The sequence below is a fragment of the Sorangiineae bacterium MSr12523 genome (assembly GCA_037157775.1).
In the GTDB taxonomy this organism is placed as follows: Bacteria; Myxococcota_A; Polyangia; order Polyangiales; family Polyangiaceae; genus Pendulispora; species Pendulispora brunnea.
In genome coordinates this window covers 10826213-10851550 of the sequence record CP089982.1, presented here as the reverse complement: position 1 = coordinate 10851550, position 25338 = coordinate 10826213, and the positions used below count along the sequence as shown (strand labels likewise).

At 65.1% G+C, this 25338-nt stretch carries 25 protein-coding genes; 11 read left to right on the top strand and 14 right to left on the bottom strand.

Features of this window, described 5'->3' with window-relative positions:
* Positions 1–33 precede the first annotated feature (33 nt).
* The 4 genes from LZC95_42765 to LZC95_42750 are packed head-to-tail and all read right to left on the bottom strand — an operon-like array spanning position 34 to position 5595.
* A complete protein-coding gene (locus tag LZC95_42765; protein ID WXA93163.1) occupies positions 34–1770 on the bottom strand; it encodes a hypothetical protein in 1737 nt (578 codons plus the stop codon).
* A 1-nt stretch (position 1771) separates the two neighbouring features.
* Positions 1772–3283, bottom strand: coding sequence for a BamA/TamA family outer membrane protein (locus LZC95_42760; protein WXA93162.1), 1512 nt, complete (start codon positions 3281–3283; stop codon positions 1772–1774).
* On the bottom strand, positions 3280–4638 hold the full coding sequence (locus tag LZC95_42755; GenBank protein WXA93161.1) for a hypothetical protein: 1359 nt from the start codon (positions 4636–4638) through the stop codon (positions 3280–3282). Before LZC95_42755 ends, LZC95_42760 begins: the two co-directional genes overlap by 4 nt.
* A gap of 3 nt (positions 4639–4641) precedes the next feature.
* The gene (locus tag LZC95_42750) at positions 4642–5595 is read right to left on the bottom strand and encodes a phosphatase PAP2 family protein (protein WXA93160.1); all 954 of its coding nucleotides are present in this window, start codon (positions 5593–5595) and stop codon (positions 4642–4644) included.
* 122 nt (positions 5596–5717) lie between these two features.
* Between LZC95_42750 and LZC95_42745 the strand changes: the two genes are divergently transcribed.
* Complete coding sequence (locus LZC95_42745) at positions 5718–6620, top strand: helical backbone metal receptor (GenBank protein WXA93159.1); 903 nt, start codon at positions 5718–5720, stop codon at positions 6618–6620.
* 188 nt (positions 6621–6808) lie between these two features.
* Here LZC95_42745 and LZC95_42740 read toward each other — a convergent pair whose 3' ends face one another.
* On the bottom strand, positions 6809–7012 hold the full coding sequence (locus tag LZC95_42740) for a hypothetical protein (GenBank protein ID WXA93158.1): 204 nt from the start codon (positions 7010–7012) through the stop codon (positions 6809–6811).
* A gap of 39 nt (positions 7013–7051) precedes the next feature.
* Positions 7052–7654 carry a hypothetical protein gene (locus tag LZC95_42735; protein WXA93157.1) on the bottom strand — a complete coding sequence of 201 codons (603 nt, stop codon included), beginning with the start codon at positions 7652–7654 and terminating at the stop codon, positions 7052–7054.
* Positions 7655–7694: 40 nt separating this feature from the next.
* Here LZC95_42735 and LZC95_42730 point away from each other — a divergent pair, with 40 nt between their 5' ends.
* The 3 genes from LZC95_42730 to LZC95_42720 are packed head-to-tail and all read left to right on the top strand — an operon-like array spanning position 7695 to position 10675.
* Complete coding sequence (locus LZC95_42730; protein WXA93156.1) at positions 7695–8687, top strand: helix-hairpin-helix domain-containing protein; 993 nt, start codon at positions 7695–7697, stop codon at positions 8685–8687.
* Between the two features lie 48 nt (positions 8688–8735).
* The gene (locus LZC95_42725) at positions 8736–10085 is read left to right on the top strand and encodes a pentapeptide repeat-containing protein (GenBank protein ID WXA93155.1); all 1350 of its coding nucleotides are present in this window, start codon (positions 8736–8738) and stop codon (positions 10083–10085) included.
* The gene (locus LZC95_42720; GenBank protein ID WXA93154.1) at positions 10085–10675 is read left to right on the top strand and encodes a polymer-forming cytoskeletal protein; all 591 of its coding nucleotides are present in this window, start codon (positions 10085–10087) and stop codon (positions 10673–10675) included. Before LZC95_42725 ends, LZC95_42720 begins: the two co-directional genes overlap by 1 nt.
* Positions 10676–10835: 160 nt before the next feature.
* On the opposite strand, the gene LZC95_42715 is transcribed toward LZC95_42720, so the two are convergent.
* The 5 genes from LZC95_42715 to LZC95_42695 form a co-directional block, all read right to left on the bottom strand.
* Positions 10836–11348, bottom strand: a complete 513-nt coding sequence (locus LZC95_42715; GenBank protein ID WXA93153.1) for a GNAT family N-acetyltransferase — start codon at positions 11346–11348, stop codon at positions 10836–10838.
* 196 nt (positions 11349–11544) lie between these two features.
* Positions 11545–11871 (bottom strand): hypothetical protein, encoded by a 327-nt coding sequence (locus LZC95_42710; GenBank protein ID WXA93152.1) that lies wholly within the window; start codon positions 11869–11871, stop codon positions 11545–11547.
* Between the two features lie 85 nt (positions 11872–11956).
* The gene (locus LZC95_42705) at positions 11957–12607 is read right to left on the bottom strand and encodes an outer membrane lipoprotein carrier protein LolA (protein ID WXA93151.1); all 651 of its coding nucleotides are present in this window, start codon (positions 12605–12607) and stop codon (positions 11957–11959) included.
* Positions 12604–14070 (bottom strand): C45 family peptidase, encoded by a 1467-nt coding sequence (locus LZC95_42700; protein ID WXA93150.1) that lies wholly within the window; start codon positions 14068–14070, stop codon positions 12604–12606. The genes LZC95_42705 and LZC95_42700 overlap by 4 nt, the downstream gene beginning before the upstream one ends.
* Positions 14071–14082: 12 nt before the next feature.
* Complete coding sequence (locus LZC95_42695) at positions 14083–14808, bottom strand: glycosyltransferase family 2 protein (GenBank protein ID WXA93149.1); 726 nt, start codon at positions 14806–14808, stop codon at positions 14083–14085.
* 180 nt (positions 14809–14988) lie between these two features.
* Between LZC95_42695 and fsa the strand changes: the two genes are divergently transcribed.
* The 3 genes from fsa (at position 14989) to LZC95_42680 (ending at position 17007) form a co-directional block, all read left to right on the top strand.
* Positions 14989–15642, top strand: coding sequence for a fructose-6-phosphate aldolase (fsa, locus tag LZC95_42690; protein WXA93148.1), 654 nt, complete (start codon positions 14989–14991; stop codon positions 15640–15642).
* 156 nt (positions 15643–15798) lie between these two features.
* The gene (gene ybeY / locus LZC95_42685; GenBank protein ID WXA93147.1) at positions 15799–16320 is read left to right on the top strand and encodes an rRNA maturation RNase YbeY; all 522 of its coding nucleotides are present in this window, start codon (positions 15799–15801) and stop codon (positions 16318–16320) included.
* 375 nt (positions 16321–16695) lie between these two features.
* The gene (locus LZC95_42680) at positions 16696–17007 is read left to right on the top strand and encodes an HU family DNA-binding protein (protein ID WXA93146.1); all 312 of its coding nucleotides are present in this window, start codon (positions 16696–16698) and stop codon (positions 17005–17007) included.
* Positions 17008–17206: 199 nt separating this feature from the next.
* On the opposite strand, the gene LZC95_42675 is transcribed toward LZC95_42680, so the two are convergent.
* The gene (locus LZC95_42675; protein WXA93145.1) at positions 17207–18157 is read right to left on the bottom strand and encodes a LysR family transcriptional regulator; all 951 of its coding nucleotides are present in this window, start codon (positions 18155–18157) and stop codon (positions 17207–17209) included.
* Positions 18158–18252: 95 nt separating this feature from the next.
* Between LZC95_42675 and LZC95_42670 the strand changes: the two genes are divergently transcribed.
* A complete protein-coding gene (locus LZC95_42670) occupies positions 18253–19290 on the top strand; it encodes an NAD(P)-dependent alcohol dehydrogenase (GenBank protein ID WXA93144.1) in 1038 nt (345 codons plus the stop codon).
* Here LZC95_42670 and lnt read toward each other — a convergent pair.
* Entirely contained in the window at positions 19274–20854 is a 1581-nt protein-coding gene (gene lnt / locus LZC95_42665; GenBank protein ID WXA93143.1) for an apolipoprotein N-acyltransferase, read from the bottom strand. The two genes, LZC95_42670 and lnt, sit on opposite strands and share 17 nt — an antisense overlap.
* A gap of 12 nt (positions 20855–20866) precedes the next feature.
* Complete coding sequence (locus LZC95_42660; GenBank protein WXA93142.1) at positions 20867–21832, bottom strand: porin family protein; 966 nt, start codon at positions 21830–21832, stop codon at positions 20867–20869.
* Positions 21833–22078: 246 nt separating this feature from the next.
* Here LZC95_42660 and LZC95_42655 point away from each other — a divergent pair, with 246 nt between their 5' ends.
* Genes LZC95_42655 through LZC95_42645 form a run of 3 tightly spaced genes read left to right on the top strand, consistent with a single transcriptional unit; the run spans position 22079 to position 25333 of the window.
* A complete protein-coding gene (locus LZC95_42655) occupies positions 22079–23290 on the top strand; it encodes a class I SAM-dependent rRNA methyltransferase (protein WXA93141.1) in 1212 nt (403 codons plus the stop codon).
* Complete coding sequence (locus LZC95_42650; GenBank protein WXA93140.1) at positions 23287–24102, top strand: HAD hydrolase family protein; 816 nt, start codon at positions 23287–23289, stop codon at positions 24100–24102. The genes LZC95_42655 and LZC95_42650 overlap by 4 nt, the downstream gene beginning before the upstream one ends.
* 10 nt (positions 24103–24112) lie before the next feature.
* Positions 24113–25333, top strand: coding sequence for an aspartate aminotransferase family protein (locus tag LZC95_42645; protein ID WXA93139.1), 1221 nt, complete (start codon positions 24113–24115; stop codon positions 25331–25333).
* Positions 25334–25338 lie beyond the last annotated feature (5 nt).

Genomic DNA, 25338 nt, shown 5'->3' with positions numbered 1-25338 from the left:
CCTCCTTCTCTCTTTACGTAAAACGCGATGCCCTTAGGGCGCCCCGGGATCGGGACGCTCGATGCCCGCCAGGAGGTACCCTCGCCCTTCTTGCGGCCCGTAAAGGTGAGCGATGAGCCGCCCTCGCGCCAGACCGTCCGCGAGCGATACGTGCACGTAGTGCTCCGGCACCGCGGGCAAATTGACGCAGAAGTCACCATTGCCGCGGTCTTCCACCGCCAGGTCCGGCCCCGAGAGAAGCTCGCCCTTGGCCGACGCCATGTGCGCCGAGTACCGGAAGGCCGCCGGCGCCCGCAAACCGCGTCGCGCCACCAGATCCGTCCCGCACAGGCGCGTTCCCTCGACGCGCAGATCGGAGATCGGTGAGGTGCGGGTCAGATACCGCTCGAGGATCTTCACCAATCGGCCTTCGAGCACCCGGGCGAGATAATCGGTATTATCGGGTTTGCTGAATTCGCCCATCTTGGCCAAGGTTTGCACCATTTCGGGGGTGAATCGCGCCAGAATGCGGGCCATCCACGCGCCATCGTGCTCCGACATGCGGCTGAAGGACGGATTGGGGTATTCGTTCTTCCATTCGTCGGGGACGAATTCGTCGACGCCGTAGTAGCCGAAAATCTCGTGCCCCGGCGACCGACGCAGCCGTTCCCAAGGCCGAATGCGCGTGCCCAACGTGATGAAATCGCTGCCGATGTCGCCCCAATCGAGCAGGTACGAGTGCCCGAGCCGCCGCGAAATCTCGTCCCAGTCCCACTCGGAGCCGAGGCAGTCGCTCGTATCCAAGTAATAATGGCGCACGTAGCCCGGCGACGAGTCGGGGTTCTTCTTGTCGTCGGCAATCCACGAGTCCATCGAGTTCTGCTCGCGCGCATCGAAGTGGTGCAGCCACGCCGCCAAGATGCGGCCGCCGCGCAGCTCGCGCCGGTCCTCGTGGTTGATCACGTCGTTCGGATCGTCGCGTCGCTTTCCATCGTATTGAAACGGCCCGAGAAGCCGCCCGGGCAGCCACGCCGAGGCTTGCATGCGGATGCGATCGCCCTTCTTGGCGGCGACGTCGAGTACCTTCTGCAAAGCCTTTTGATCGAAGTCGCGCTCGATGCCCGAGTTGTCCTCGAAGCGCAGCCCCGGTGTGAGCTTGAGCATCGACGGCTTGAAGTAAACGATCTGCTCGCACGACGTGTAGAACCCGACGTTGTGGTACACGGCGGCGCCGATCACGCTGGCGGCGCTGGGGCGTTCCGGCTGCTCTTTGGAGTCGGCCTTGAACATGTACTTCCCTTTGCCGGGAAGGTTCACGCGGAAGCCGGGCGACGCTCCATTGGGCTTGCCCTGGTCGATGACCCAGGTGCCGTCGCCCGCGTTTTCATCGTCGAGCATGAGCGCGGGCTCGCATGCGCCGCGCTGGAGTTCCTCGACGGTGATGGGATGCGTGCCGATGCGGTTGGTGAACCACGCCGAATCGGGCACCTCGTCGAAGGCGTTGACGTTGACCGCCTCGCCCGCAGGATCCACTGCGAAAACGCGTGCGAGCGGCCGAAAGAGCGAGTTGTTCACCCCGTCCCATACGAGCGGCGACACGTAGGCCTCGGGCGCGCATGCAATGTGGTTCGGATCCTTTTTCGTCGGCTCGATGCGGCATGGCACGTAGACCGACTTGAGATCGGTATCGACCATCATGGGAAGCCGCGCCGGGTACGGGTGCGTCGATGCACACGCACCGAGCGCGAATACCGTGGCCGAACAGAGCAGGTAATTCAGGCTGGAGCGCATTCTAGAACCCACGGTTGGACCCCACGGAAAGGCGGAACGAATTGATCTGACCACCGTGATCGAACGTCTCGCTTCCCATGCCCACCAAAAGCTCGAAGGAGCTGTCGGGCGAGCCCACGCTCTCGACGCCGATGGCGCCGGAGAAGCGGAGGAGGGAAGGCTTGAAGTCCTTCAGGTGCTCGTCGAAAACGTTGCCGACGGCCGCCTGGATCGAGCCGTCGAGCCAGATCCAAATGGGCCAGCGGTATCGGGCGGTGAGGACGGCGGCACTTCGGCCGAGGAGGCGGCCGGGGAAGAATCCGCGCATCGGATTGGACCCGCCGAGCGAGACCAACTCGAGAAAGGGAATGTCCCTGCCACCGAGCGGATCGGCGAACTGCGTGTTGAACGAGAGGCTCACCACGCGCCCGCGGTCGTTCAAATCGTAGAAGCCTCCGACGGTGCCGCCGTATTTGACCCAGCCCGAGCCGGGCGAGCGGCGGACGTCGTTGCCTTGCAGCGCGTTGAGTTCGACGCGGATGCCCGAACCCGGTGCGGGGCGCGGCTGGCGCGTGTCGAGTGCCGCGGTGAGCTGGTTGTACTCCGCGGTGTAGCCGCGATCGAAGCCATACGGAACGCCGAAGCGCCCCGCGGCCACGCTTTGATCGATGTTGGGATCGCCGCCGAAGTGGCCGTTGTAGATCTCCACCGTCTTGACGCCCATGCCCGCCTCGAGCCGGCTGGCGCGCCACAGGTGCAGGTCGACCATGGCGCTCACGTCGACTTGGTCGCGGCCATAGCGGCTTCGGTCACCTTGCAGCGAATTCGGTCCGATGCCGAAGAAGGCGTGGTCGGGGCGGCGGATGCCCGAGGCCTGCAAGATGAGCGTGTCGCGGTTGTGGAAGGTGATGCGATCGACGAATTGCGCGGCGATCCAATCGGTGCCCCAGGTCGTGCCGTGGATCTGGAACTCGTTTCCTTTGAAGAAGGCGTCTCTCCAAAAGAGGAAAAGGCCGACGCTGGGATTGAAGCCGAAATCGACGAACCCAATGGGCAGAAACCCCGCATTGTGGTTCGGCCCAAAGGTGAAAAAGTCATACAGCGCCTCGGGCAGCCCCGCGCGTTCGGCCCCCGTAATCAATGCGCCGAGCGGCCGCCGAATCAGGTACTCGCTGGTGAGGTACAGTGGCGAAAAGATCAGGCGCGGTACCCAAATGGCCACGTCGCCCACCGTCGTCGGATCGTCGCCGCGTCCGTCGTAATCGGGCAGTGGCCGTTTCGGCGATTGGTACGAAACGGGGATCTTCTTGTCGCCTTTGGGCTTTGCATCGCCCTTTTCGTCGCCCTTGGGCTTCTCCTTGGCGTCGCCTTTTTCCTCGCGTTTGGCAGGTTTCCCCTCGTCGGGAGGCGTAGGTTTCGTTGGAGGCGTGGGGAGAGTCTGGGGCGGGTTGGAAGGATCTTGCGCCGCCGCCTCTCCATGCCCCGCCGCGAGCGCCGCGATGCCGATGGCAACCGCCGTAAGAAGGCGCTTCATGTTCGGATCGGCTCCAAGGCAAGCATCTCCTCGCTCTCCTCACTTCGCCGCTTGTGCTCTTTTCCGATGGCGAAGACGACAACGACCCAGATGGCGATGAGCGCCATGTTGATGCCGGCCATCGCCGGTGTCGACAGCGCCAGCATGCTTGCCACCCATACGAGGCCTGCCGAGAAGACGTCGCCCATGCGCACGAGGAACGTCTCGACGGTCATCTTGCCGACGTACTTTTCGATGCGCGAAGCCACCAGAAAGAGGGCCTGGAACGATGTCTTCTCGATTGAATAATCGAGGCTATTTTCCGAAATCTTCGCAATTCGAATCAGCGAAAGAATCGGCGCCGTCAGCATGATCGTATAGCCGATGAACGCGACGCCAGGCAGGAAGTACAATGCCACGCGGGGGCCGAGTTTCGTCAGCACGCGGGATACGACGAAGAGCTGCAGCAAGAACCCGACGAGGTTCACCCACGAGAAGTAGTCGCCTTTGAACGAGCCCACGAACGTTATCTTCTGCTCCATCGGGGCGTCTCCGAGCGAGGCGAGCAATGTCCGGTCGAGAATGTACTCACCGTTGCTGTTCACCCAATTGACGAGCAGGCTCAACGCGCCCGCAAGCAGCAAATACTTGTCTCGCATGAAGAGCGCGAACGTGCCTTCGGCCGCATGCTGCTCCGGAATCCCGCCTTCGGCGTGCGTCTCCTCCTTCTTCTGGACCTCCTCTGCAGGCTCGACGCTTCGATTGACCCATGCGAAAAGCAGCACCACGACCACCAACGTGGCCGACGCCGCCAACATGAGCTTTTGCGGCCCGAGCGCGGCCGCCGTTTTCGCGATGCGCGATCCGGCGTATGCCCCGGACGATCCACCGACTCCGATGATGGCAAAGAGCCGCTTGCCCTGTTCCGGCTTGTAGATGTCCGCCGCGAACCCCCACGCTTGCGAGACGGCCATCATGTTGAAGACGCCGACCCAAACGAAGAACGCGACTGCGATCGTCGATGCTGGGAGCAAGGTGAAGAGGATCAAGTTCGAAACGAAGAAGAGGTACACCGTGGTCAGGAGCCGCATCCTCGACACGTGCTTCACGAGCGCGTTGTAGAGCGGCAAGGCCAAGAGAAGCACGGTTGCTTGCGCAGCCGACGCGTACGACTTGACCTCCGCACCTCCATAAAGGAGCACGAGCGGCTCGCGGGCCGTCTTGAGGAAGTAGTACGCCATCATGATGAGGAAGATCGTGAGTGTCAGCACTGCGACGCTGAACGTCTCCTCCGGCTCGACCTTGGCGAACGGCCGGAAAACGCGAGCGAATACACGTGATGCCACCGAAGTCTGCGCGTTGGGTGCGTTGGCCATTTCTCAGAAAACTCCCGCGAATCCCATGCCCGCACCGCCCGTGTAGACTTGCGGTACTGGAACCATGTGCATGCCTGCCGTGCGGATCTCGCCCAGCGCCCGACCCCCGCCGAATCCGTAGTGAAGAAGAGAAGGAAGCACGTAACCGGAGAGGGCTCCCACGCCCCATCCCATGAGCACGTCCGTCGACCAATGCCGATCGGCAACGACGCGCGAAACACCCGTTCCGGCGGCCGCGCCCATCATGAGCAGGCACGGAGCCAAGTCCGCGAATCCGCCGCCGTAGAGCGGAAGGTGCTGATGGTGCACGCACGTGAGGCCCGCCATCGTCGCCACCGCGGCAGCGTGGCCGCTGTAGAAGCTTTGAAAATCGCCATCGTTCCCGCAGCCATTGGCCAGGGTGCGACCCGACCCATCGCGGGTGGTCCCATCCGGTTGGCATTGATCGGTATAAGGCCGCGCTCGTGCCGAGCCACGTTCGACCGACAGGGTGACCACGCCGGTGGTGCCCAGCGATTGCAGGTTGATGAGCATCATCTCGATGGCCACGTCCGCGCTCTGGTGAATGCCGAGCGCGACGACGTACACATCGACGATGTAAGGCAACAAGACGGCGCCTTTGTACAGAATGTCACCGGCGTCGATGAACCAGTTCTGCGCACCGGCCGTGCGGCCACGCAGGGCATCGCGCACGGCATCGTCGAAGAGCCAACCGCCGCGGATGCTCGCCGACGTGGCGGGTTTCCAATACTCGTTGACCGCGTACGAGCCGATGGTCATGGCGACGATGTTCAGCCCTTCGACCACGCGGAGACGCGGCCAATCGCGGCTCCATTCGACGTGATCCGGGTCCGACGCGGACGCGGTTTCCGCCAGCGTGGAGGTGCACGCCATGGTCAGGAACATCGCAGCGAGACGAAGTCTTCGACGTGCGCGGGTGGCAAAGGCAATCTTCATCGGCCGAGTCGTCCGGGGAGAGGGGAAACCGCAAGAAGAGCGAAAGGCGCGATTTTAAGCGACGCCTCAGTTACCACGAAAGGTTGGATTTTTGCGGTGGAATCTGCGAAGCAACGCGATTGATGCTCAAAATCCGAGACGACCGCCAGCGTGAGCTATTGTTCGGCAACCCGCCGCGACGGGTCGTATCGCTCGTGCCGAGCGATACCTTGACCGTAGCCGAGCTCGGATGTGCAGGCGCACTCGTGGGTCGCACCGACTATTGCGAGTTGCCCGAAGACGTGGTTGCGAAGGTGCCCAGCATCGGCGGAACGAAGAATCCCCGGCTGGACGATATTGCGGATTTGTCTCCCGATCTCGTAATTGCCAATCAGGAAGAGAATACGAAAAGCGATTTGGAGAAACTCGCCCAACGCGGTATTCGCGTTTACGTCGCATTCCCCCGACGTGTGGCCGACGGCATCGCCCACATGGCCAGGCTCGCGCGCATTTTCAAGGTCGACCGCGACCCCAAGGTGCGTGCACTCTGCAAAGAAGCTTACGAGAACGTGCGTGAGGCGGAGGCTCGTCAAAAGGAACGGCCGGCGCTGCGGACGTTCTGTCCTATTTGGATGAAGCCTCTGATGACCATTCACGGCAGCACGTTCATCAGCGACATGCTGTACCTCGCCGGTGCGGACAACGTGTTTGCCGATCGCGAACGAAAGTATCCGCTTGCTGCAGATCTCGGTCGCGGCGAGCCGCTCGATGCGAGCGCGACGCTTGGGCGCGACGTGCGCTACCCTCGGGTGACCATGGAAGAAGTGGAGGCGCGCGCTCCGGAGCTGATCCTGCTCCCGGACGAGCCGCATCCTTTTTCGGAAGAAGATGCAGATGTCTTCCGCGCAACGAAAACACCGGCTGCCGAGCGCGGCGCGGTGGTGCGAACGAGCGGTAAGGATCTGTGTTGGTACGGTGCACGCAGCGCCGCAGCTCTGCCCCGTGTTCGCACCCTCGTCGACATGCATCGACCTTTGTCCGTGTAGGCCGTCATTCTCCCGAGTTGGCGGACGATTCACGCAACGTTTTGGCTGGGGTAGGGGCTTTCCGCGCGCGCGTCATCGAGTATCATCGTACGAACGCGGGGAACACGGCGGCAGGTGTCGCCCGCGCGGGACAACTGCATGAGCATTTTTTCGAGGCTCTTCAACAAAGGCCAAACGCCGGAGGACGGTCAGCCCGCCGCACAAGAAGGCGCACCGAACGAGAGGGAATCGTCTGCGCCGGTCGCTAAGTCGGGCGGCGCCAAAGGCGAAAAGGTCGAGGCGCGTCGCGAGGCCGAGGTCCCCCCGCCGCCGCCGGGAGCATCGCCCGCGTTGTCGGGCGCACCCCGCGTGAAGTTCGAGCCCTCGACCGCGGCGGCCCGTCCGTCGGTCACCAGTCAGACGAGTCCTGTTGCCCCGCAGGGCCAGCGAGGCTACCAGCGCCCGGCCGCGCCGCCGATGGCGCTGGGCTCGCAAGGCAATGCGCCGCCGCGCAATTCATCGGCGTCAGCCCCTGGCCCTGCGCGCGTCGATGGCGACGCGACGGAGCCCAATCGCGGGGCGAAGCCTGCACCGGCACCAACGAATTCCACCGCGGCGAAGAGCACAGATCCGCTTCGCACGACGGGACCACTGCCAAGGAGGAACGAGACCAGCATGAAGACACGGGTGATGGGCGGAGCTGCTGCACCTAACGCGGTACGGCCGTCCACCTCGTCTTCATCGGGAGGAGCAGGGGCAGGAGGAGTGGGCGCCCCAGCGTCTTCCTCCGCCGTGGAAACACGGTCGCCGGTCTCGTCGGGCCCCACGTTCGTTTCGGGCACGGCGACGGTGTCGGGTCCCGCATCGTCGCGCAACGCAAATGCGACGAAGCGTCGGCCATCTTCTCGTCCAAAGCCCATGGACGCCCCAGCAGCTGCTCCGCCGCCCTCCACTTCGAACATTCCCGCGGCGTCGCTGGCCGGAGCAACCTCGCCGGCGCCGCGCAATGCGGTGCGACCTGCGCCCGCCCCAACCCCTGTCGTAGCCGTAGCCACCCCTGTATCAGCCGTAGCCCCAGCACCCGTTACGTCGCGCATGGGAGGTTCGCCGTCGACACCGCCGGCACTCGATCCCAATGCGCCCCTCGCGCAGCCGGATTCGGCCAGCGTCTCGCCTTTTACGACGTTGGACTTGGGAGGTTCATTTTCGATGCAGAGTGAGTTCCCACCTTCGCTGGCTTCGACCAGCCAGGTCGATCCGGGCGACGTTCGCGGACTCTTCGGAGAGCTTGCTGCGCAACACATGCAGCCGGTTCGCGATTTCATGTTGGAGCTCACCGCGCAACCTGCCGACACGTCGTGGCTCGAGATCTGTGAGCCCGCGATCCGTTCGCTGCGCCGTTCGGCCGAGGGCATGGATCTGCCCGATCTGGCGAACGCGCTCGATGGCTACGGGGCGTCGCTCTCGGCCGCCATCAACGCCGGTGGGAAGGTGATCGAGGGCCAGGTGCGCGAAGCGGTGCTCGCCGCCTATACGGGTTTGGTCACCGTCCTTCCTGAAGCCTTCACGTTGCCCGAGAAGTCCTCCGGAGCGCAGCGTGAGGCCCTCATCGTCCACGCGGTGTTGCGCCAGGTGCCCGGCGTGACCCGGCAAGCCATCGACAAATTGTACGGCGCAGGTCTGACCTCTTTGGAGACGCTGTATGCGGCCAAGGCCGAAGATCTGAGCGCAGCCGCCGGCATCTCGCGCGAGGTGGCCGAGCGCATCGTGGCCAAGGCGAGCGCGTTCCGCACGGAGCGCGACCGCGGTCGCGACGTCGAACGCGAAGAGCTTGCATTTACGACTGCGCTCCTGCGAAAACTGCATGAGGAATACGAACGCGCCACGGAAGAATGGGCGGATTCGGCATCGGGCTCGCGCAAGCGTCACGTGCGACAGGCACGGGCCGAGGCGCTGCTCAAAGTCGAAATCATTCTTGCGCGGTGGGGCGCGGTCAAACTCGTTCAGGAACTCGACAAGCTATCGTTTGAACGCAAGCTCGAAAAAATCGAACGCTACGTGAAAGAAGAAGCCGCGAAGACTCGCTGACGCGGACCTTGGGCGCACACATACGCGGCGGCGCGGAAACGAAAACCGATGAGCCAACACATGCCGGAATTCACACCTGACGTCATCCTCAGCAAGATCAAGCGCGGCGAGAGGCTCGAGCGGGCCGACTTGCGCGGCGTGAACCTCGCACGCGCACCGCTCGAGGGGGCGAATCTCCGACGTTGCGATCTGGAAGGATCGAACCTCGAGGGCGCGCGCCTCTCCCGCGCCAACCTGAAGAACGCCAGCTTGCGCGAGGCGTACCTGGTGAGCGCCGATCTTCGCGAGGCAAATCTCGACAATGCCGACTTGGAGGGCGCGAATCTCGAAGGCGCCATCCTCGCCGGCGCGAATTTGAGCCGCGCGAACCTCGAAGGCGCCAACTTGGTCGGCGCCGATCTCACGGGCGCGAAATTCAGCTACGCGCAGCTCGATTCGGCCAACCTCGGGTGCGCCGATTTGAGCGGCGCCGTGCTCTCCCACGCGGACTTGGTGGAGGCTTACCTCGGCGCGGCCAAGCTTCTCGTGGCCGATCTGTCGAACGCGAACCTTCGCTCGGCGAACCTCGAGGAGGCTGACTTCACCGATGCGCGTTTGAACGACGCGGAGCTGGTGAGCGTCAATGCGCGTGCGGCGAAGTTCATCGGGGCCTCGCTCCTCAAAGTGAACCTGTCGAACGCGAACCTGACCGATTCCGATCTGGAAAAGGCGGACGCGCGGCATGCGAACCTCACGGGCGCGACGCTCGACGGCGCCAACGTGAACGGCCTCAAGGTGGGCGGTCTGTCGGGCACCGGCAAGCCGCTGAAGAACCTGCGCGGCGAGTGGATCGACGTGACCATCCCCGGCGATGGTTCGACGCGGGCGAGTTCCGCGCAGATGCCCGGCATTCTCGCAGGCGAGGTGCCCACGTTGGTGGCGCCGTCGCAGTTGCCGCCGCAAGCCGCCGTGGGTGGCCGGCTGCCGGCAAAGCGCTACTTCGGCCGGGGCGACACGTTCCGCAATGCGAGCCTCGAGTTCGACGAGGGCGCAACGGTGGAGATCGAGAGCCTCTTCGAACAGTGCTCGATCACGCTGGGCAACGGCGTCGAATTGGTGATCGGCAAATCGGGAATCTTGGCCGGTTGTCAGATCAACGGTTTTGGCAAGATCATCATCAACGGCCACTACTACGAGCGCTCGGCCCCGGGCATCGTGGGGCCGCGTGAGGTGATCGTCACCGCCGGCGGCACCCTGGTGGGCGCCGTCGAGCAAGCGCCCGAGGAGGGAACGCGCTTTGCGTTCGAGCCCGGCTCCAAGCTTCGCATGAAGATCAGCAAGGCGGGGACGAACGGGAAAGGCGCCGGCGGCGCAGGACAAGGTAAGGCGGGGCAATCGTCGAAGAGTGGGAGGACCTGATGATCGATAAGAGCAGCAGCGCAGCAGGCGCACCGGGAACAGCAGCGGTGAAGCAGACCCTCGTCGAAGAGGGAACGACGTTCAAAGGCTCTCTGACTTCGAACTGCCCCATCGTGGTCAAAGGCCGAATCGAAGGAGACGTGGCCGCGCCGTCGCTCAACGTGAGCACGTCGGGCTCGGTGAGCGGCAGCGTGAAGGTCACCGACCTTCGTTCGGCGGGCGAACTCTCGGGCGATTTCGAGTCCGAGACGGTGCAGCTCTCCGGCGTCGTCAAAGACAACACGCGCCTTCGCGCGAAGTCCCTCGAGGTGCGCCTCGCGGCGCCCAGCGGGAAGATGCAGGTCGTCTTCGGCGAGTGCACCCTCGACGTGGGCGAACCCCTGACCAAAGAGGAAGTCATCAAGGCCGCCGCCGCGCCCCCCGTCGTGGAAGCGAAGCCCGCCGAACCCGCCCCCGAGGCCAAGGCCGACGACAAGAAGGGCGGCAAGGACAAAGACAAGGGAGGCGGCGACACCACCAAGCCTTCCGTGCACCCCAAAGACGGCAAAGAAGAAGGCGCCAACGGCGCCCCCGCCGACGCCACCAAGTAGTCCCGTTCTCGGCTAGAGAGTTTGAACAGGGAGACGGGGAGGCGGGGAGTTTTTAGGTTTGGTCCAACGGTGCTCCCAATCGGAGCACTGTTGCGCCAAACAACAAAAACTCCCCGCCTCCCCGTCTCCCTGTAAAATCTTTCTGGGAGCGCTCCCCTGGTCAGGGACGCTTGTCGGACGACAGCAACGCGAAGACGGCGTGATCGAGCCAGCGGCCGTGGCAGCGTTCGGCCTCGCGGGCGATGCCTTCGAAGCGGAATCCAAGGCGGCGGATGACCGCCAGGGATGCGTGGTTGTCCGTTGCTGCGGCTACGCGCACCCGGTGGGCTTTCAGCTCGCGAAAGGCCCACGTCAGGAGCATGCCCGCGGCCTCCGTCATGCAGCCGCGGCCGGTCACGTCGCTTCGCAGCCAATAACCGAGCTCGACGCTCTGGTGCAGGTGCGCGAACGACTCGAGGCCTACCACCCCGAGAAACTTCCGCGACGCGCGATCGCGGATGCCGAAGCGGCATGCGCGGGCGTTGTCCCAGTCGAGTGCGCTCGCGTCGGCGTAGCGGAAGCTCGCATCGGGGTCGACGTTGAAGGGCACCCACGGAAGCCACGGCTCCAGCTCACGACGCGACGAGTCGACCGCGTACCAGAGATCGTGGGCGTCCGACGAGTCGATCGGCACGAGATAGAGCCGACGAGTTTCCAGTGGGCGAAGACGGAGCTCGACACGCGGAGGAACGGCCAACATTCGGGGAGACCGTTACTCTAATTCAGCGAGCGCGTTTCTGCACCGCCGGTTCGTCGGATCTCGCAGGTCAGAGGGCCATCGCCGCAAGGGGGACCCGTAATGGTGGCGCTGCCGCGCCTGGTGACGTCGGCTACGAAACGGTGGGATAAGCCTTGACGGTGGCCTTGTCGGGGCGATCGATGCTCTCCAGGGGGCTCGTGATCAGGTCACGGCCGTCGTAGGTGAAGTACATCGCCTCGCCCAGAATCGGTTCGCCCGGGTTGGGCACGATGGCTCCGTTGCGAAAGAATCGCAGCCCGCCGCTGATGCGTCGCTTCAGCGCGAGGTGGCCGGGCAGGAAGCTGCCCGTGCGGCGATCGCGCACCGCGATGCAGAAGCCATCGCGGAAGTGATACTCGGTGTTCTTCGTCACGTACATGCGGTGACGTCGACGATCCGGACCAATGAAACGACTCATGAGCTCCTCCGAGTGAACGAGTGTCGGAGCGGAGCATCGATTCACCGGCCGCCATGGGCCAACTTTAAGCCGCCTCGAGTTGGCGTTAGAATGGCGCGCGAACTTTCGCCGCGTCCACGGTCACGTCGCGCTCGAGCGTACCGAAGGTAATTTCCGTGCGATCGCGCGGTCCTTCGACGAGCGTGGCGCGCGTTGGCCGCACGCGCTCGCGGTCGAGTGAGAAGAGAATTTTATCGAGCTTGCCGCCACCGTTCGCCGTCGCACGCGGCGTGGCCTCGAAGGAGATGCCGTCGTCGTTGCGCGAGACCACGCGCAACTCGTAGCGCTGTTTCAGTTGCGCCAGATCGCCGCCGAGCAAGGTGCGGATGTCCTCCAGCGCCACGGCGAGTTTTCCCTGCGTGACCGGCATGCGCCCGCGGCCGTGCGTGCTCTGGTAGGCGACACCTTCCGGCCCGACCCAGTAGACGACCGAGTCAGGGGCCGCGAGCTCCCAGCGCAATCGCTCCGGACGCACCAAGGTGAGCGTGCCCGTCGACTTGACCTTCGCCGACATGAGCCCGATGGTCCGCTCCTGCGTGAACGGTCCCACGAGCGTCTTCAGCGACGCCCGCGCGCGTGCCACCTCGGCCAACGCCGCGTCCACGTCGTCCGCCGCGCGGGCGAGGTCCGCGTGACGCATGGCCAGCGAGGCCGCGCCGATGCCGACGAGAAAACGCCTTCGCGACCAACCTGTCATCGCCCTTCTCCTTTCACGTGCCACCCGCCCGCGTGCGCGCGCCCCGCTTCGTAGCGGCCATCTTGCAAGATGGGATCGGCCGGCAGCGTCTCCGGCTCCGGATCGCGCGCCGGATCGTGCCCTTCGCCAAAGATGGTGCGCAGATCGAAGCGCACGAAACGGCCGGACAAATGAGGCCCTTCGCTAACCCACAGCACGCGATCCGTTGCGTCGGCAACGATGCCATGCGTGGCAATGAGGGCGTCGATCGTGCGCCGGTCGCCGAGCTCGCACGCGCCCGGCACATTCGCGGCGCAGCGGTGGTCGCGCAGCATGCTCACCATGCGCGGGACGCTGCCCGCCGACGGTCCCACCTCGGCGAGCATCTCGTCCAACCGCGAGCGGCGCGCCAGGGTCGACGTGCCCGCGCGCACCTGATGATCGCGCGGATCGTCCTTCAGCGCGCCCTCGAAATGGTTCGTCAGCGCCAGGCGATCCTCGCTCCCCTCGCGCACGCTCACCGGCTCGCCCGGCGCGCGCTCCACGACGACGGCGTGACCGCGTGCGTCCGTGACCATCACGATGTGCGACACCATGACCGACTGCTCGCGCAGGATCGCGACCGCCTCGTCGGTGTCGTGCGCGCGCTCGAGCACCTCGCGCAGCGAGAACACCACGGGAATGCCCGAGGTGCGCGGCTCCCGCGCGCGCCCTCCGTGCACCACGATGGAGACGCCCTCGAGGTTCATCCCGCTCATCACGCCGATGAGCCCCGGCCAGGCCACGCTGGCAAATGGAATCGTGCCCGGGCCGCGCACGAAGTACACCGACTTGTCGCGATCGAAGACGTCCCCCGCCTCGAAGTCGAAGGCACGCGCCATCAGCGCATGCCCATTTTCGGTGCGGCTCGGACCGAGCGCGAAGCTCGAGCAACCGATGAGCGGCGAATGCTCGAAGCTCAAAGCGATGTCGTAGAGCGCATGCAAAAAGAGCAGGCGATGGTATGTCGGCATCGTGCCCGACAGAGGCTCGGGCTCGAATGCAGCGGCTTCTGCCGCCAGCTCGCGAAGACGCGCCTCGGGAACGCCGCGATCGACGTGGCGGTACTGAATCCGCCCCAGGTCCATCAGCAGGGCTCGCGCCGGAGCGAACGGCACCGCTCGCTCGAAGTCGTCCCATAACGTGAGCTCGTTGTTCATCATGCGGTCGCGAAGCAGCCGCGCATGATCGCGCCCGATGCTCTCGGCGTCGCCCTCGAGGTACACCTCGCGCACGCCGGCACGCACCCGTGCATAGGCCTTGCCGGCGCGCCGGATTCCATTCTCCTCGCGCACGGCTTCGGCGGCGGTCGTCGTCAGCACGCTAGCCATGCCGGCCGGAGGCGCGATTCCGGTCGCCGCCTTCACGACCCAATGCCCCACCGGTGCCGCCAAGAGCAGCACGCCGAGCGCGATCAGCTTCTTTTTATGCCGCCTCCACAACAAGGGAAACCCTCGTCACGTATTGTAGGCCGTGAACCGCCGCAGCGACCGCAAGCGGGTCGCGAACACGGTGCGCAGCACCACGGCGATGATCCGTGCCGGATCGCGCACGCTGTCGAAGTGGGTAACGCGCTCATCCTCCGGCGGGTACACCACCTCGATGGGGACCTCCACGACACCCGCCCGCACCGCGCAGAAGAGCAAAATGATCTCCGCCTCGAACGCGTAGCCCGTGGAGCGCGGACCAAGCGCAAGCGTTTCCTCCACGGGATAACGGCGCAGTCCGCACTGCGTGTCCGACAACGTCCTCCCCGCGAACCGCGACAGGAAAAAATTGGAGATCCCGTTGGAAAACTGGTTCGCGCGAGGCGCACCCGAGCGCACCAAATCGCGTACGCCGAGCACGAGCGCATGCGGATCGGCCGAACCCTCGAGCACCGCGCGTGCCGATGCGGCCGGATGCTGCCCGTCGGCGTCTACGGTGAGCGCAACGGCGCACCCCAAGTCGCGAGCCTCGCGCAATCCGGTCGATAGAGCAGCGCCTTTCCCGAGATTTTTCGCATGGGAAACGACCCGAACCCCAGCCTCGCGGGCCACGGTCACCGTCCCGTCACGCGAACCGTCGTCGACAACAATGAGCCGATCCGGCGGAATTTCAGGCAGTTCCCTCTTGAGCTCTTCGAGCACCGACGCCAAACTCGCCGCCGCGTCGTACGCGGGAATGATGACGCAAGCCTTCATGTTCCCCAACGCCGATCGCACGCTAAACACCCCATTTTAAGGCTCATTCCTAGCTAGCGAGACACCGGCGCTCTCGAAACATCGGGGCACCGGCGCTACGAAAACCGCACAGATAGCACCGCAGACGGGGTGGATGGTGGTTAAGTTCGCACCCATAATTGACCGAGGAGATCGGAAGCCATGAAGCTCTTTATCGACAGCGCCGACCTGAGCGAGATCAAAGAAATTGCCTCGATGGGCATTTTGGACGGCTGCACGACCAATCCCAGCCTGCTCGCCAAAGTGGGGCGCAAGATCGAGACCGCCATCCCCGAAATCTGCGAGATCGTCGACGGTCCCGTTTCGGCGGAGGTCGTCTCCGTCAACTACGAGGAAATCCTCACCGAGGGTCGCGCGCTCGCCAAGTTGCACAAGAACGTCGTCGTGAAGGTGCCGCTCATCTCCGAAGGTCTCAAGGCGGTGAAGACCTTCACCAAGGAAGGCATCAAGACCAACGTCACCCTGTGTTTCAGCGCCACGCAGGCCCTTCTCGCGGCCAAAGCCGGCGCCACGTTCATCTCGCCCTTCCTCGGCCGCATCGACGACACGTCGCACGAGGGTATGGAACTCATCGAGCAGATCGTCACCATTTATCAAAATTACGATCTGCCCACCCAGGTGCTCGCGGCGAGCATCCGCAGCCCGTACCACGTGACGCAGGCCGCGATGGTGGGTGCTCATTGCGCCACCATTCCGGGTAGCATTTTGAAGCAACTCATCAAGCATCCGCTCACGGATATTGGACTCGAGAAGTTCCTCGCCGATGCAAAGAAATCGGCTGCCACGGCCAAATAGTTCCCTGTCCAACGGCGAACGGCCCGCTCTCATTTGGCGCGTACCGCGAATGAGAGTGTGGCCTCGGCCAGGTTCGAGAAATAGATGACCGTTAGAGTCGTGGTGGAGTGCGGCCCGTGGAAAGGCGTCGCGCGGCGGGAAGTGGAGCGCCGTGCGATGGCCATGCTCGACCTTCTTCAATTGCAAGAGTCCGAGCTTTCTATCGTCTTAACAGACGACGATCACATTCACGAATTGAACAAAGTCTATCGCGGAAAAGACAAGCCGACAGACGTCTTGGCATTCGCGATGCGTGAGGGCGAGTTTTCCAATCTTGCCGGCGAGCTTCTCGGCGATGTCATCGTCAGCATCGAGACCGCGAGAAGACAGGCTGCCGCGCGCCAGGTGGACGCCCTCACCGAGGTGACGATGTTGGTGGCACATGGGTTGTTGCACCTACTGGGGTGGGACCATGACACCCCAGTCCGCGACAAGGCCATGCGAAAGGAAACGGATCGGCTTTGCGCGGCCGCGGCCCCTGGCGTGGACGGCCCCCAAAGCGGGGCCTTGGGTAAGAAGGCTCCCCCAAGCGGGGCCTTGGGCAAGAAGCGCGCTGCAAGCGGGGCCGGGCGCCAATCCACTCCGTCCGCCAAAGTTACCAAGGCCCGCCGCCCTCAAAGGAGAGAGCCAAAGGGTTGATAATGGAGGGTTTTCCGGCGCTTCTTTGCCCAGACGAAGCGTTCGGGATGGACACACAGAGGTCCATAGAAACCCCACCTTTGAGGAATTACCGCTCACGTGGAGCGGAAAAAATAGGGGTGGGGACGAAGAAATAAGCTTTTTCCCCTTGCGGGGTGCTGATTTGCGATGTTACCTGTCGCGTATAGCCGTGCATCACCGGGATTTTGCCTGTTCCCCCGAACCGGTCCCCGCAAGCGTGGGGCGAAGCGAGGGAGGGAAGACATTCGTTTGGACGGACGTGTTCGGGGCAGTATTGGCGGGAAACGATTGACGCAGGTAGAGCGTTAGAGTGGGCCGGCGATCGTCGATTTCATTCGACAGGAGGAAGCTCAAATGGCGAATAAGCGGATGACCAAGGCGCAAGTGATTTCCGAGATTGCCGAGTTCTCGGAGCTCGACAAGAAGAGCGTCTCTCGGGTGTTTGATGGCCTCACGGAACTCATCAAGAAGCAACTCAGCTCGCGCGGTCCCGGCGAGTTCGTGATCCCGGGCCTGCTCAAGCTCAAGGCCGTCAAGAAGCCGGCCACGAAGGACCGCCCCGGCATCAACCCGTTCACGAAGCAGCCGATCACGATCAAGGGCAAGCCGGCCTCCAAGAAGATCCGCGCTTCCGCCCTCAAGGCCCTCAAGGACCTCATTCAGTAATATCCCGTCTCTCCTCAACCGCGCCGACGGGTGGTGCGGCGGAGATCGGCGGTGTGGGCGTCAGTTCGGGCAATCGGCCCTGAAGCTGACGCCTTTGCCGTTTTGTGGTCCTGGAGCGCCGAACACGTTGACTCCCGTCGGCTTTCTGCGGATTTCCTTCGCCTCGCTTCGTTGCTCCTCCTCAAATTGGCAACAGCAGTTATCGTCGGAGCGCCTCGCGACGCTCGGAACTCCTTGAAATCCTCGGTCCGCCAACATGTTCGGCGCTCTGGAATAGCTCGACGATAAAATCGAGAAAAACCCGCACTTTGGGCAAGAGGTGCCGGTTCTTTGGATAGAGCGCGTGAATGGGGCGCGTCAGCATGGGGAAGTCCTCGAGGACGGGAACGAGGTCGCCTCGCGCGATGGCGTCCTTCACGACGAAGTCGAGCAGCGCAATGAGCCCTCGTCCCTCGAGGGCGGCGAGGTAGCCCGCCGCAGCATCGTTGGCGTGGTAAGGCCCTTTGATGTCGACGGCCATGGTGGTGCCGTCGGCTGCCTCGAAGCGCCATGGATCGGGGCGCCCATCGCGGAGGTAACCGATGCAATCGTGCTCGGCGAGGTCGCTGGGGCTCTTTGGCGTGCCGCGTCGTGCGAGGTACGTGGGGGCACCGCACGGGACGATTTGGCTCGCGCCAAGGCGGCGCGCGATGAGCGACGATTCCCCCGGCGGGCCAATGCGCACGAGCACGTCGATGCCCTCCGCCACGGGATCGACGAATTGGTCGCGCATCGTGAGCTCGAGCCGGATCTCGGGGTATCTTTCGAGAAACCGCGGCACCTTGGGCGTGATGACGGCATGCCCGAGCGCGACAGGGACCTCGACGCGTAAGAGCCCCGAGGGCTTTCGACTCGCGCGTGCCATCGCATCGTGTGCCTCGCGCAGCTCCCCGAGGATGCGCACGCACCGCTCATGAAAGGCGCGGCCGTCTTCCGTCAGGCTGAGTGAGCGCGTGGTGCGCGAAAGGAGCGGCACCCCGAGCTCGCGTTCGAGTTGGGCCACCCGCCGGCTGACCGCGGAGGCCGTGACGCCGAGTTTGCGCGCGGCGGAGGCAAAGCTGCCCGCTTCGACGGTGGCGGTGAAGAACTCGATACCCGCGAGGGTGCCCACGATTCGTTCCTTTTTAGCACGAGTGACCTTCCGCGGCGGCCCCTACTACCGATGTGCGCACGAATCTACGGTCCGGCGGCACATTGGAGGAACGCATGAAAGCTTGGGTTATCGAGGACAAGTTCGGCATCGATGCATTGAAGCTCGTGGAACGCGAGACCCCCAAACCGGGCCCCGGCGAAGTGCTCCTTCGCGTGCGTGCCGTCTCGCTCAACTACCGCGACCTGGCGTTCGTGGAGGGGCTAGCCAGCCCGCAGCACCCGCGCCCGTTGATTCCGGCTTCCGACGCCGCCGGCGAGGTTGCCGCCGTCGGGGACGGCGTAACGCGCGTAAAGGTCGGCGACCGTGTGGTCACGCACTTCTCGAATTGGCTCGGAGGAAGGGCGACGCACGCGCGCATGTATGGCGCCACCCCGGGTGGTTCGTACGATCTTTCATTCGGTACGCCGCACCAAGGCGTGCTCTCCGAGTACACGTCCTTTTCCGCCGAGCGGCTGGTGCACTTCCCCGAACACCTGTCCTTCGAGGAGGCTTCGACGTTGCCGATCGCCGCCCTCACCGCATGGCACTCGCTGTTCCTGAACGAGTCGCCGCTCAAGGCGGGCGAGACGGTGCTGGTGCAAGGCACGGGGGGCGTTGCGATCTTTGCCATCCAGCTCGCGCGGGCCGCCGGTGCTCGGGTCATCGTGACCTCCAGCAGCGACGAGAAACTCGCACGCGCCCGCGAGATCGGCGCGCACGAGGGCATCAATTACAAGAAGAACCCCGACTGGGACGTCCGGGCGCTGGAGCTTACGGGAGGGCAGGGCGTCGACATCGTCGTGGACGTGACGGGCAGTGAGCTTGGACGATCCATTCACGCCGTGCGCGCGGGCGGGCAGGTGAGCGTCGTGGGCGTGCTCGCGGGGATCACGGCCAAGTTGGACATCTATCCGCTCTTGACGAAGAAGGCGCGCCTTCAGGGCATTTTCACCGGCAGCCGCGACCACTTCGAGGATCTGAATCGCGCGATCGCGCAGCATCGCTTGCGGCCGGTGGTCGACCGTGTCGTTCCCTTCGAGAAGGCGCGCGAGGCGTTCGGGCAGCTGCGGAGCAATCAGTTCGTGGGCAAGATCGTCATCGCGGGCGCCTAGCCGCCGCCCAGGCGAAGGCTGCGGTGCCGGCGACGAGCACCAGCGCGAATGGCAGATCGCCGAACCGCGTGTACAGCGTGGCCGGCGTTTCCAGCAACGCCGGTGTGGCGAGGAGCACGCCCGGCGTGATGCTCGCGTAACGGCCGCGCACGCGCCCGGCGGCATCGACCCAGCTCGTGGGACCGAAGTTCACCGCGCGCACCATGTCGCGGCGCCCTTCGATGGATCGCATGACGGCCATGCGCAGGTGCAGCTCGCTCTCGGTGCTCTCGGCCTCACCGGCCGTGAACCATGCGTCGTTGGTGACGTTGACCAGCAGATTCGGCGCGAGGGCCATGGCCTCGCGGCCGGCGGCCGGCAAGGTGTCCTCGAAGCAAATGAGCACGGTGGCGCGCACCTTTCCGACGTCGAGCACCACCTGCGACGTGCCCGGCGTCAGCCCCAGGCCGCGCGCGAAGGTGCGCCGGATCCAGGGGATCGCGTCGGCGAGCGGCACCGTCTCGCCGAACCAGAGCAAGTGCAGCTTGTCGTACGGCTGCGAGAGGGTCCCATCGCCGTGGGCCACGATGGCGGAGTTGAAGCGCTCCGTTTCGCTGCGTTGAAAGTCGGCCGCCGCGAGCGGCGGACCTCCGTCGCGCAGCACGAGCCCCGTGAGCACGGGCCCGTGCACGCCGGGCTGCAGCATGGTCCACGACGCCATGGGCGCGCGTCGTGAGGCGTGAGCCATCTCGTAAGGGTAGGCCGACTCGTGCCAAATCGTGAGCTCGGCCCCGTCCCGCTCCGCGCGCTGCGTGAGCTCGGTCAGCAGCGTGAGAATGTGGCGCGCGCGCGTTCGGTCCCAGCGCTCCGTCGCCTCGACGGACGGCTGCACGAGGGCCACCGTGGCCGTCTTTGCTCGGGCACGCAGCGCGTCGATCTCGCCCATGCGGACGCGCCCGTGGAGGTACATCAGCGCCGGCAATGCGAGCGCCGCCCATGCGGTGCGCAGTTGCCGCTGCCGCACGGCCACGGCGAGAAAGCCCGCGGAGAGCGCCATCAATGCGCTCACGCCTCGTTCGCCGATGGTGTCGGCCAGCTGGACCAACTCGGGATGCAATGTGGCACCGCCCGCGGGGTTCCACGGAAAGATGACCGGCACCCAGGTGCCGATGTACACCGCCACCGCAAACGCGACGGGCCGCGGCACCCGCCATCGCTCATGCCGCCGCGTCAGGGCATTCCACGCCCATGCTGCGACGACCCAGCGCAGCGCCTGCGACGCCGCAAGCAGCACCAGCGCCACGATGCCGACGGAGTACGGGAGCGGCGTAAAGCGCGTGATCACACCGGGCACGAAGCGCAGCGCCACCACATTGGCGCCGATGCCGAAGCCGAGTCCGAGCAGGCCACCGCGAAACCACGAAAAGGGAACGGCGGCCTCCGCGCACTCTTGCAACGAGTACGCGAAGGCCGCCATCCCGAACCAAAGGGCGCTGACCAGATCGAACGGCGGCGACGCGCACGCGAAGAACGCGCCGCTAAGACAAGCAAGCGAAAATAGGATCAGCCGACGGCGTCGCGCCAAGCGAAGGCTGCTCTAAAAGTAAATCGTCATGCCGCCTTGAAAGAGACCGCCGCCCGATGTGTTGCTCGTGCGGCCGGTGCCGGCTTCCACGAACTCCGGGTTGCGTTCTTTGCCCGCGTCGGTGCGGCCGCGGATGAAACCGATCATCGCGAGGTTCAAGGCGAAGTGACGTGCGACGCGGAACTCCAGCCCGACGCCCGCGTGCCCGCCGAAGTAGTAGTAGCGGCTGTCGGACCAGCCGGGTGACCGCGAGCCATCGCGGTTGATGCTGGCGGTGGCCCAGTCGACGCCGAGCGGGAAGTACACCTGCACGCGCGAGCGCGGGTTCACGAAAACGAGGCCGCTGACGCTGAAGTTCACCTCACCGCGGCGGTCGCCGTAGTAGTCCTTGCCCCCGAGGAAGTCGACACCCGCCTCGATGCCGAAGTACGGCGACGGCTTGAAACGCAGCGCGAGACCGCCACCGCCCATGCCGGAGTTGTCCGCCTTGTCCCTGCCGAGGATGGCGCCCTCGAGGCGAAGGTTCAAACCCCACTCTTGCCGGTTGTACGGCAGCCGGTTGTTCGGGCGCGGGGTGTACTGGTAAGGCGGCGGCGCATCGACCCGGCCTTGCACGACCACCACGGGCGGCGGCGCGGGCTGGTACACCACCACGGGCGGCGCGACGGGCGTGCCGGCAGGTGCCGGGGCCGCAGGTGCTGCCGGAGCCGCGGCCGGTGCGGGGGCGCCGACTTCGACGCTGGCAGCTGCCGGTGCCGGCGCGGTCCCAGGGAGCGGCTGCAGTTGACCATTCGACGGCGCAGCGCCCGCATTCCCATTGGCCTTCGCCGCGTCGTTGCAGAACCAACTGCCGGGCGGACAGTTCGACGAAGCACCGGGTGCAGGTTGCTGGGCCAACGCCGTCCCTGAGAGCGCGGAAAGGGAGAGCCCAAGGGCCGAGAGAAAAATCGTCCTGACCGCCTTCTGGTTGCTCGTCATGTGAGGGTGCCTCGAGGGTATTCTAACGCCGATGGTAGGCGAGATAGGATGCTTCCTTAGCAACCGAAGTGCCATGGAGAACTGTCCGCGGCACCGGGGAATCCCGCGCTCCCGTCGCCTGGTGTTGACCGCCGTTCACGTCGCACGGGGAACGCACGTCGTGCCCGGCGTCACCTCCCTCCTTTCGCTGTAACGCCAAAGGGTGAGCCGCAACGGCCCCATGTCGTGTAGTAGAGTCGACCACGCATGCCGACTGTGCACCTAAAGCCTGGGCACGTTCAGCCCGTCTGGGCTGGACACCCTTGGATTTACGCACAAGCCATTCATCGAATGGACGGAGGCGTCGCCGCGGGCGACGAAGTCTCCGTGCTGGATCCCCGCGGCAATCTCCTGGGGCGCGGATTTTACTCCCCTGGATCCTCCATTCCGGTCCGCCTGCTGGTTCGCGATGCGGAAACTCCGCTGGATGCGGCCTTCTTTCGCGAAAAGCTCGAGCGCGCCCTCACGTGGCGCGCGAGGCTCGGTTTGCCCAGCCGCGAAGGTGAAAAGACCACCGGGTACCGCCTGGTGCACGCCGAGGGCGATGGCCTTCCGGGCCTCATCGTCGATCGCTTCGACGACGTGCTTGCGGTGCAATTTCTCACTTCGGGCATGAAGCGCCGCGAGGACATGGTGCTTTCGGCGCTGGAGCAACTGCTCGCGCCCCGGGCCATCGTCGATCGGACACCGGCGGCCACCGCGAAGCACGAAGGCTTCACCGCCAACGCGGGCATCGTCCGCGGCGAGGCCGACGCGCAGAATCGCGAGGCGGGTTTCGCCTTTTACGAGCGCGGTCTGTCGTTTCGCATCCCCTTCGAGCTGGGTCAAAAGACGGGGTACTACTTCGACCAGCGCGGGCTTCGCGCGCGGGTCGAGCAGCTGGCCCTCGGGCGCAGCGTCCTCGATGCGTACAGCTTCGTGGGGCCTTTTGCCCTGGCTGCGGCGCGCGGGGGGGCCAACAGCGTGACCTCCGTCGACGAGAGTGGGTTGGCCATTCAAGTTGCGGAAAGTTGTGCGCGCGACAATGGGCTCGAGGGCCGGATCAACTTCGTGAAGGCGGATGCACGCAAGGCGCTGCGCGATGCGGGCAACGAGGGCGGCCATGACCTGGTCATCGTCGACCCACCGCGTCTGGCCCCGACGCGCGGCTCGCGCGAAGGCGCGCTCATGGCATACGCGAAGCTCGCCGAGTTGGGGTGCCGCGCCACCAAGCCGGGCGGGGACCTCATCTTGTGTTCGTGTTCGTCGGCCGTGGACATGCAAGCACTTACGCGCTCGCTGGCCATCGGGGCACTTCACGCCAACATGCAGGCGTTCATCTGGGAGCGCGCCTTCCAAGGCGCCGACCATCCCGTGAGCGCGGCGTTTCCCGAGGGGCTCTACCTGAAGGCGCTTCTCGCACGCATCGAAAAACGATGATCCCGCTCTCTTCGCTCGACACCGCGACGGCGTGCTCGCTGCGCGGTCTGCTGTTCGATCTGGACGACACCTTTCTCTCGCACGGCCTGCTCACCCGCGCAGCCTACGAGGCGCTCTGGAAGCTGCACGATGCCGGCCTTCGCCTGGTGGCCGTGACCGGGCGGCCCAGTGGCTGGGGCGAGATCATCGTCCGGCAGTGGCCCATCGACGGTGCGGTCACCGAAAATGGGGCCGTGCACCTCGTGCGCGAAGGACGCGGCATCGCGCGGCTCGAGGCGTGCGACGAGGCCGAGCGGCGGCGGCGACGCATCCGCCTCGCGCAGCTCGTCGAGCGGGTTCGCGCAGAGGTGCCCGAAGCCCGCTTGGCCGACGATGTCGAAGCGCGGCGTTCCGACGTGACGTGGGACATCGGCGAGCGCGTGCACCTGCCGCGCGAACGCGTCGATGCCATCGCGGCCATCATCGTGGACGAAGGAGCGCGCACCACGCGTTCCAGTGTTCACGTGCATGCCACGTTCGACACCGACGACAAGGCTTCCGGCACAGTCCGTTTCTTGCGCGAACGCTTCTCCGAGGACGCGGGGCGAAGCCTCGTTGCGTACGCTTTTGCCGGCGACAGCGGCAACGATGCCGCGTGTTTTGCGGCATTTCGGACCACCTTTGGCGTGGCCAACGTTCGCCCGTACCTGGAACGGCTCACGGTTCCGCCCCGCTACGTCGCCCAAAAGGCCATGGGCGAAGGATTCGCCGAAATCGCGGAGATCTTGCTCGAGCGCCGCAGCAAAGGAGACGCGACGCGGCGACTGCTATAAAGGGGAAACCATGCCATCCCCCCAAGAAGAACTGCTCGAGATTGCCAAGCGCCGCCTTTATGGAAACTATCGCCCCGCGCAGGTCGTGTTCACCCGCGGCAAGGGTTGCGATCTCTATGACGTCGACGGCAATCGTTACCTGGATCTCTGTGCGGGTGTGGCCGTCGACTGCGTGGGCCATGCGCATCCGACCCTGACGAGCGCCATCGCCGAGCAGGCGGGGCGCTTGATGCACGTTTCGAATTACTTCTACAACGAGCCGAACATCCGCCTCGCGGACGAGCTCTGTCGCCGCAGCGGCTTCGCGCGCGCGTTCTTCTGCAACACCGGCACGGAGGCCAACGAGGCGCTCCTCAAAATGTCGCGCCGTTATTTCTATGGCCAGGGCCAGACGAATCGTGCGCGCATCATTGCCTTCGACAACGCCTTCCACGGGCGCACGCTCGGTGCGGTGTCGATGACCGGCACGCCGAAGTACCGCGAGGGGTTCGGTGTTCCCGGCAACGTGACCCACGTGCCGTACGGCGATCTCGAGGCCGTGCGCAAGGCGATGGGGCCCGACGTGGCCGCCGTCATCGCGGAGCCCGTCCAAGGCGAAGGCGGCGTCTTCCCCGCGCCGCCCGGCTTCTTCTCCGGCCTGCGCGCCTTGTGCGACGAGCACGGGGCGCTCTTTTTGGTCGACGAAGTGCAGACCGGCATCGGGCGCACCGGCCGCTTCCTCGCGTTCGAAAAGGACCACGTGATGCCTGACGCCGTCGCCTTGGCGAAAGGGCTGGGCGGTGGCTTTCCCATCGGGGCCATGCTCACCACGGAAAAGCTGGCCGATGCGCTTCCGCCGGGCACGCACGGGTCCACGTTCGGTGGCAACCCGCTGGCATGCACCGCGGCGCTCACCGTGCTGCGCATTCTCGACGAGGAGAAGCTCGTCGAGGGAGCACGCACCAAGGGCGCGGCGCTGATTGGGATGCTCGAGGATCTGGTCCGCGACTTCCCGCAGACGTGCGAAGGCGCTCGCGGTGACGGGCTTCTCGTGGGGCTGATCCTGCGCGAAGGCTTCGTCGCGCGCGATGTGCTGCCGCTCATTCAAGCGCAGGGCGTGCTGCTCATCGCCGCCGGCGAGCGCGTGATTCGCTTTGCCCCGCCGCTCGTGGTCACGGAGGCCGAGCTTGCGCGCGGCGTGACGGCGCTTCGTACGGTGGTGGCCGAGCTGGACAAGAAGCGGCGAGCCTGAGGATT

Excerpts from the sequence above, each read along its gene's own strand:
- LZC95_42765 (WXA93163.1), bottom strand. The coding sequence starts at position 1,770 with ATGCGCTCCAGCCTGAATTACCTGCTCTGTTCGGCCACGGTATTCGCG.
- LZC95_42760 (WXA93162.1), bottom strand. The coding sequence starts at position 3,283 with ATGAAGCGCCTTCTTACGGCGGTTGCCATCGGCATCGCGGCGCTCGCG.
- LZC95_42755 (WXA93161.1), bottom strand. The coding sequence starts at position 4,638 with ATGGCCAACGCACCCAACGCGCAGACTTCGGTGGCATCACGTGTATTC.
- LZC95_42750 (WXA93160.1), bottom strand. The coding sequence starts at position 5,595 with ATGAAGATTGCCTTTGCCACCCGCGCACGTCGAAGACTTCGTCTCGCT.
- LZC95_42745 (WXA93159.1), top strand. The coding sequence starts at position 5,718 with ATGCTCAAAATCCGAGACGACCGCCAGCGTGAGCTATTGTTCGGCAAC.
- LZC95_42730 (WXA93156.1), top strand. The coding sequence starts at position 7,695 with ATGGGAGGTTCGCCGTCGACACCGCCGGCACTCGATCCCAATGCGCCC.
- LZC95_42725 (WXA93155.1), top strand. The coding sequence starts at position 8,736 with ATGAGCCAACACATGCCGGAATTCACACCTGACGTCATCCTCAGCAAG.
- LZC95_42720 (WXA93154.1), top strand. The coding sequence starts at position 10,085 with ATGATCGATAAGAGCAGCAGCGCAGCAGGCGCACCGGGAACAGCAGCG.
- LZC95_42710 (WXA93152.1), bottom strand. The coding sequence starts at position 11,871 with ATGAGTCGTTTCATTGGTCCGGATCGTCGACGTCACCGCATGTACGTG.
- LZC95_42705 (WXA93151.1), bottom strand. The coding sequence starts at position 12,607 with ATGACAGGTTGGTCGCGAAGGCGTTTTCTCGTCGGCATCGGCGCGGCC.
- LZC95_42695 (WXA93149.1), bottom strand. The coding sequence starts at position 14,808 with ATGAAGGCTTGCGTCATCATTCCCGCGTACGACGCGGCGGCGAGTTTG.
- fsa (WXA93148.1), top strand. The coding sequence starts at position 14,989 with ATGAAGCTCTTTATCGACAGCGCCGACCTGAGCGAGATCAAAGAAATT.
- ybeY (WXA93147.1), top strand. The coding sequence starts at position 15,799 with ATGGCCATGCTCGACCTTCTTCAATTGCAAGAGTCCGAGCTTTCTATC.
- LZC95_42680 (WXA93146.1), top strand. The coding sequence starts at position 16,696 with ATGGCGAATAAGCGGATGACCAAGGCGCAAGTGATTTCCGAGATTGCC.
- LZC95_42670 (WXA93144.1), top strand. The coding sequence starts at position 18,253 with ATGAAAGCTTGGGTTATCGAGGACAAGTTCGGCATCGATGCATTGAAG.
- LZC95_42660 (WXA93142.1), bottom strand. The coding sequence starts at position 21,832 with ATGACGAGCAACCAGAAGGCGGTCAGGACGATTTTTCTCTCGGCCCTT.
- LZC95_42655 (WXA93141.1), top strand. The coding sequence starts at position 22,079 with ATGCCGACTGTGCACCTAAAGCCTGGGCACGTTCAGCCCGTCTGGGCT.
- LZC95_42650 (WXA93140.1), top strand. The coding sequence starts at position 23,287 with ATGATCCCGCTCTCTTCGCTCGACACCGCGACGGCGTGCTCGCTGCGC.
- LZC95_42645 (WXA93139.1), top strand. The coding sequence starts at position 24,113 with ATGCCATCCCCCCAAGAAGAACTGCTCGAGATTGCCAAGCGCCGCCTT.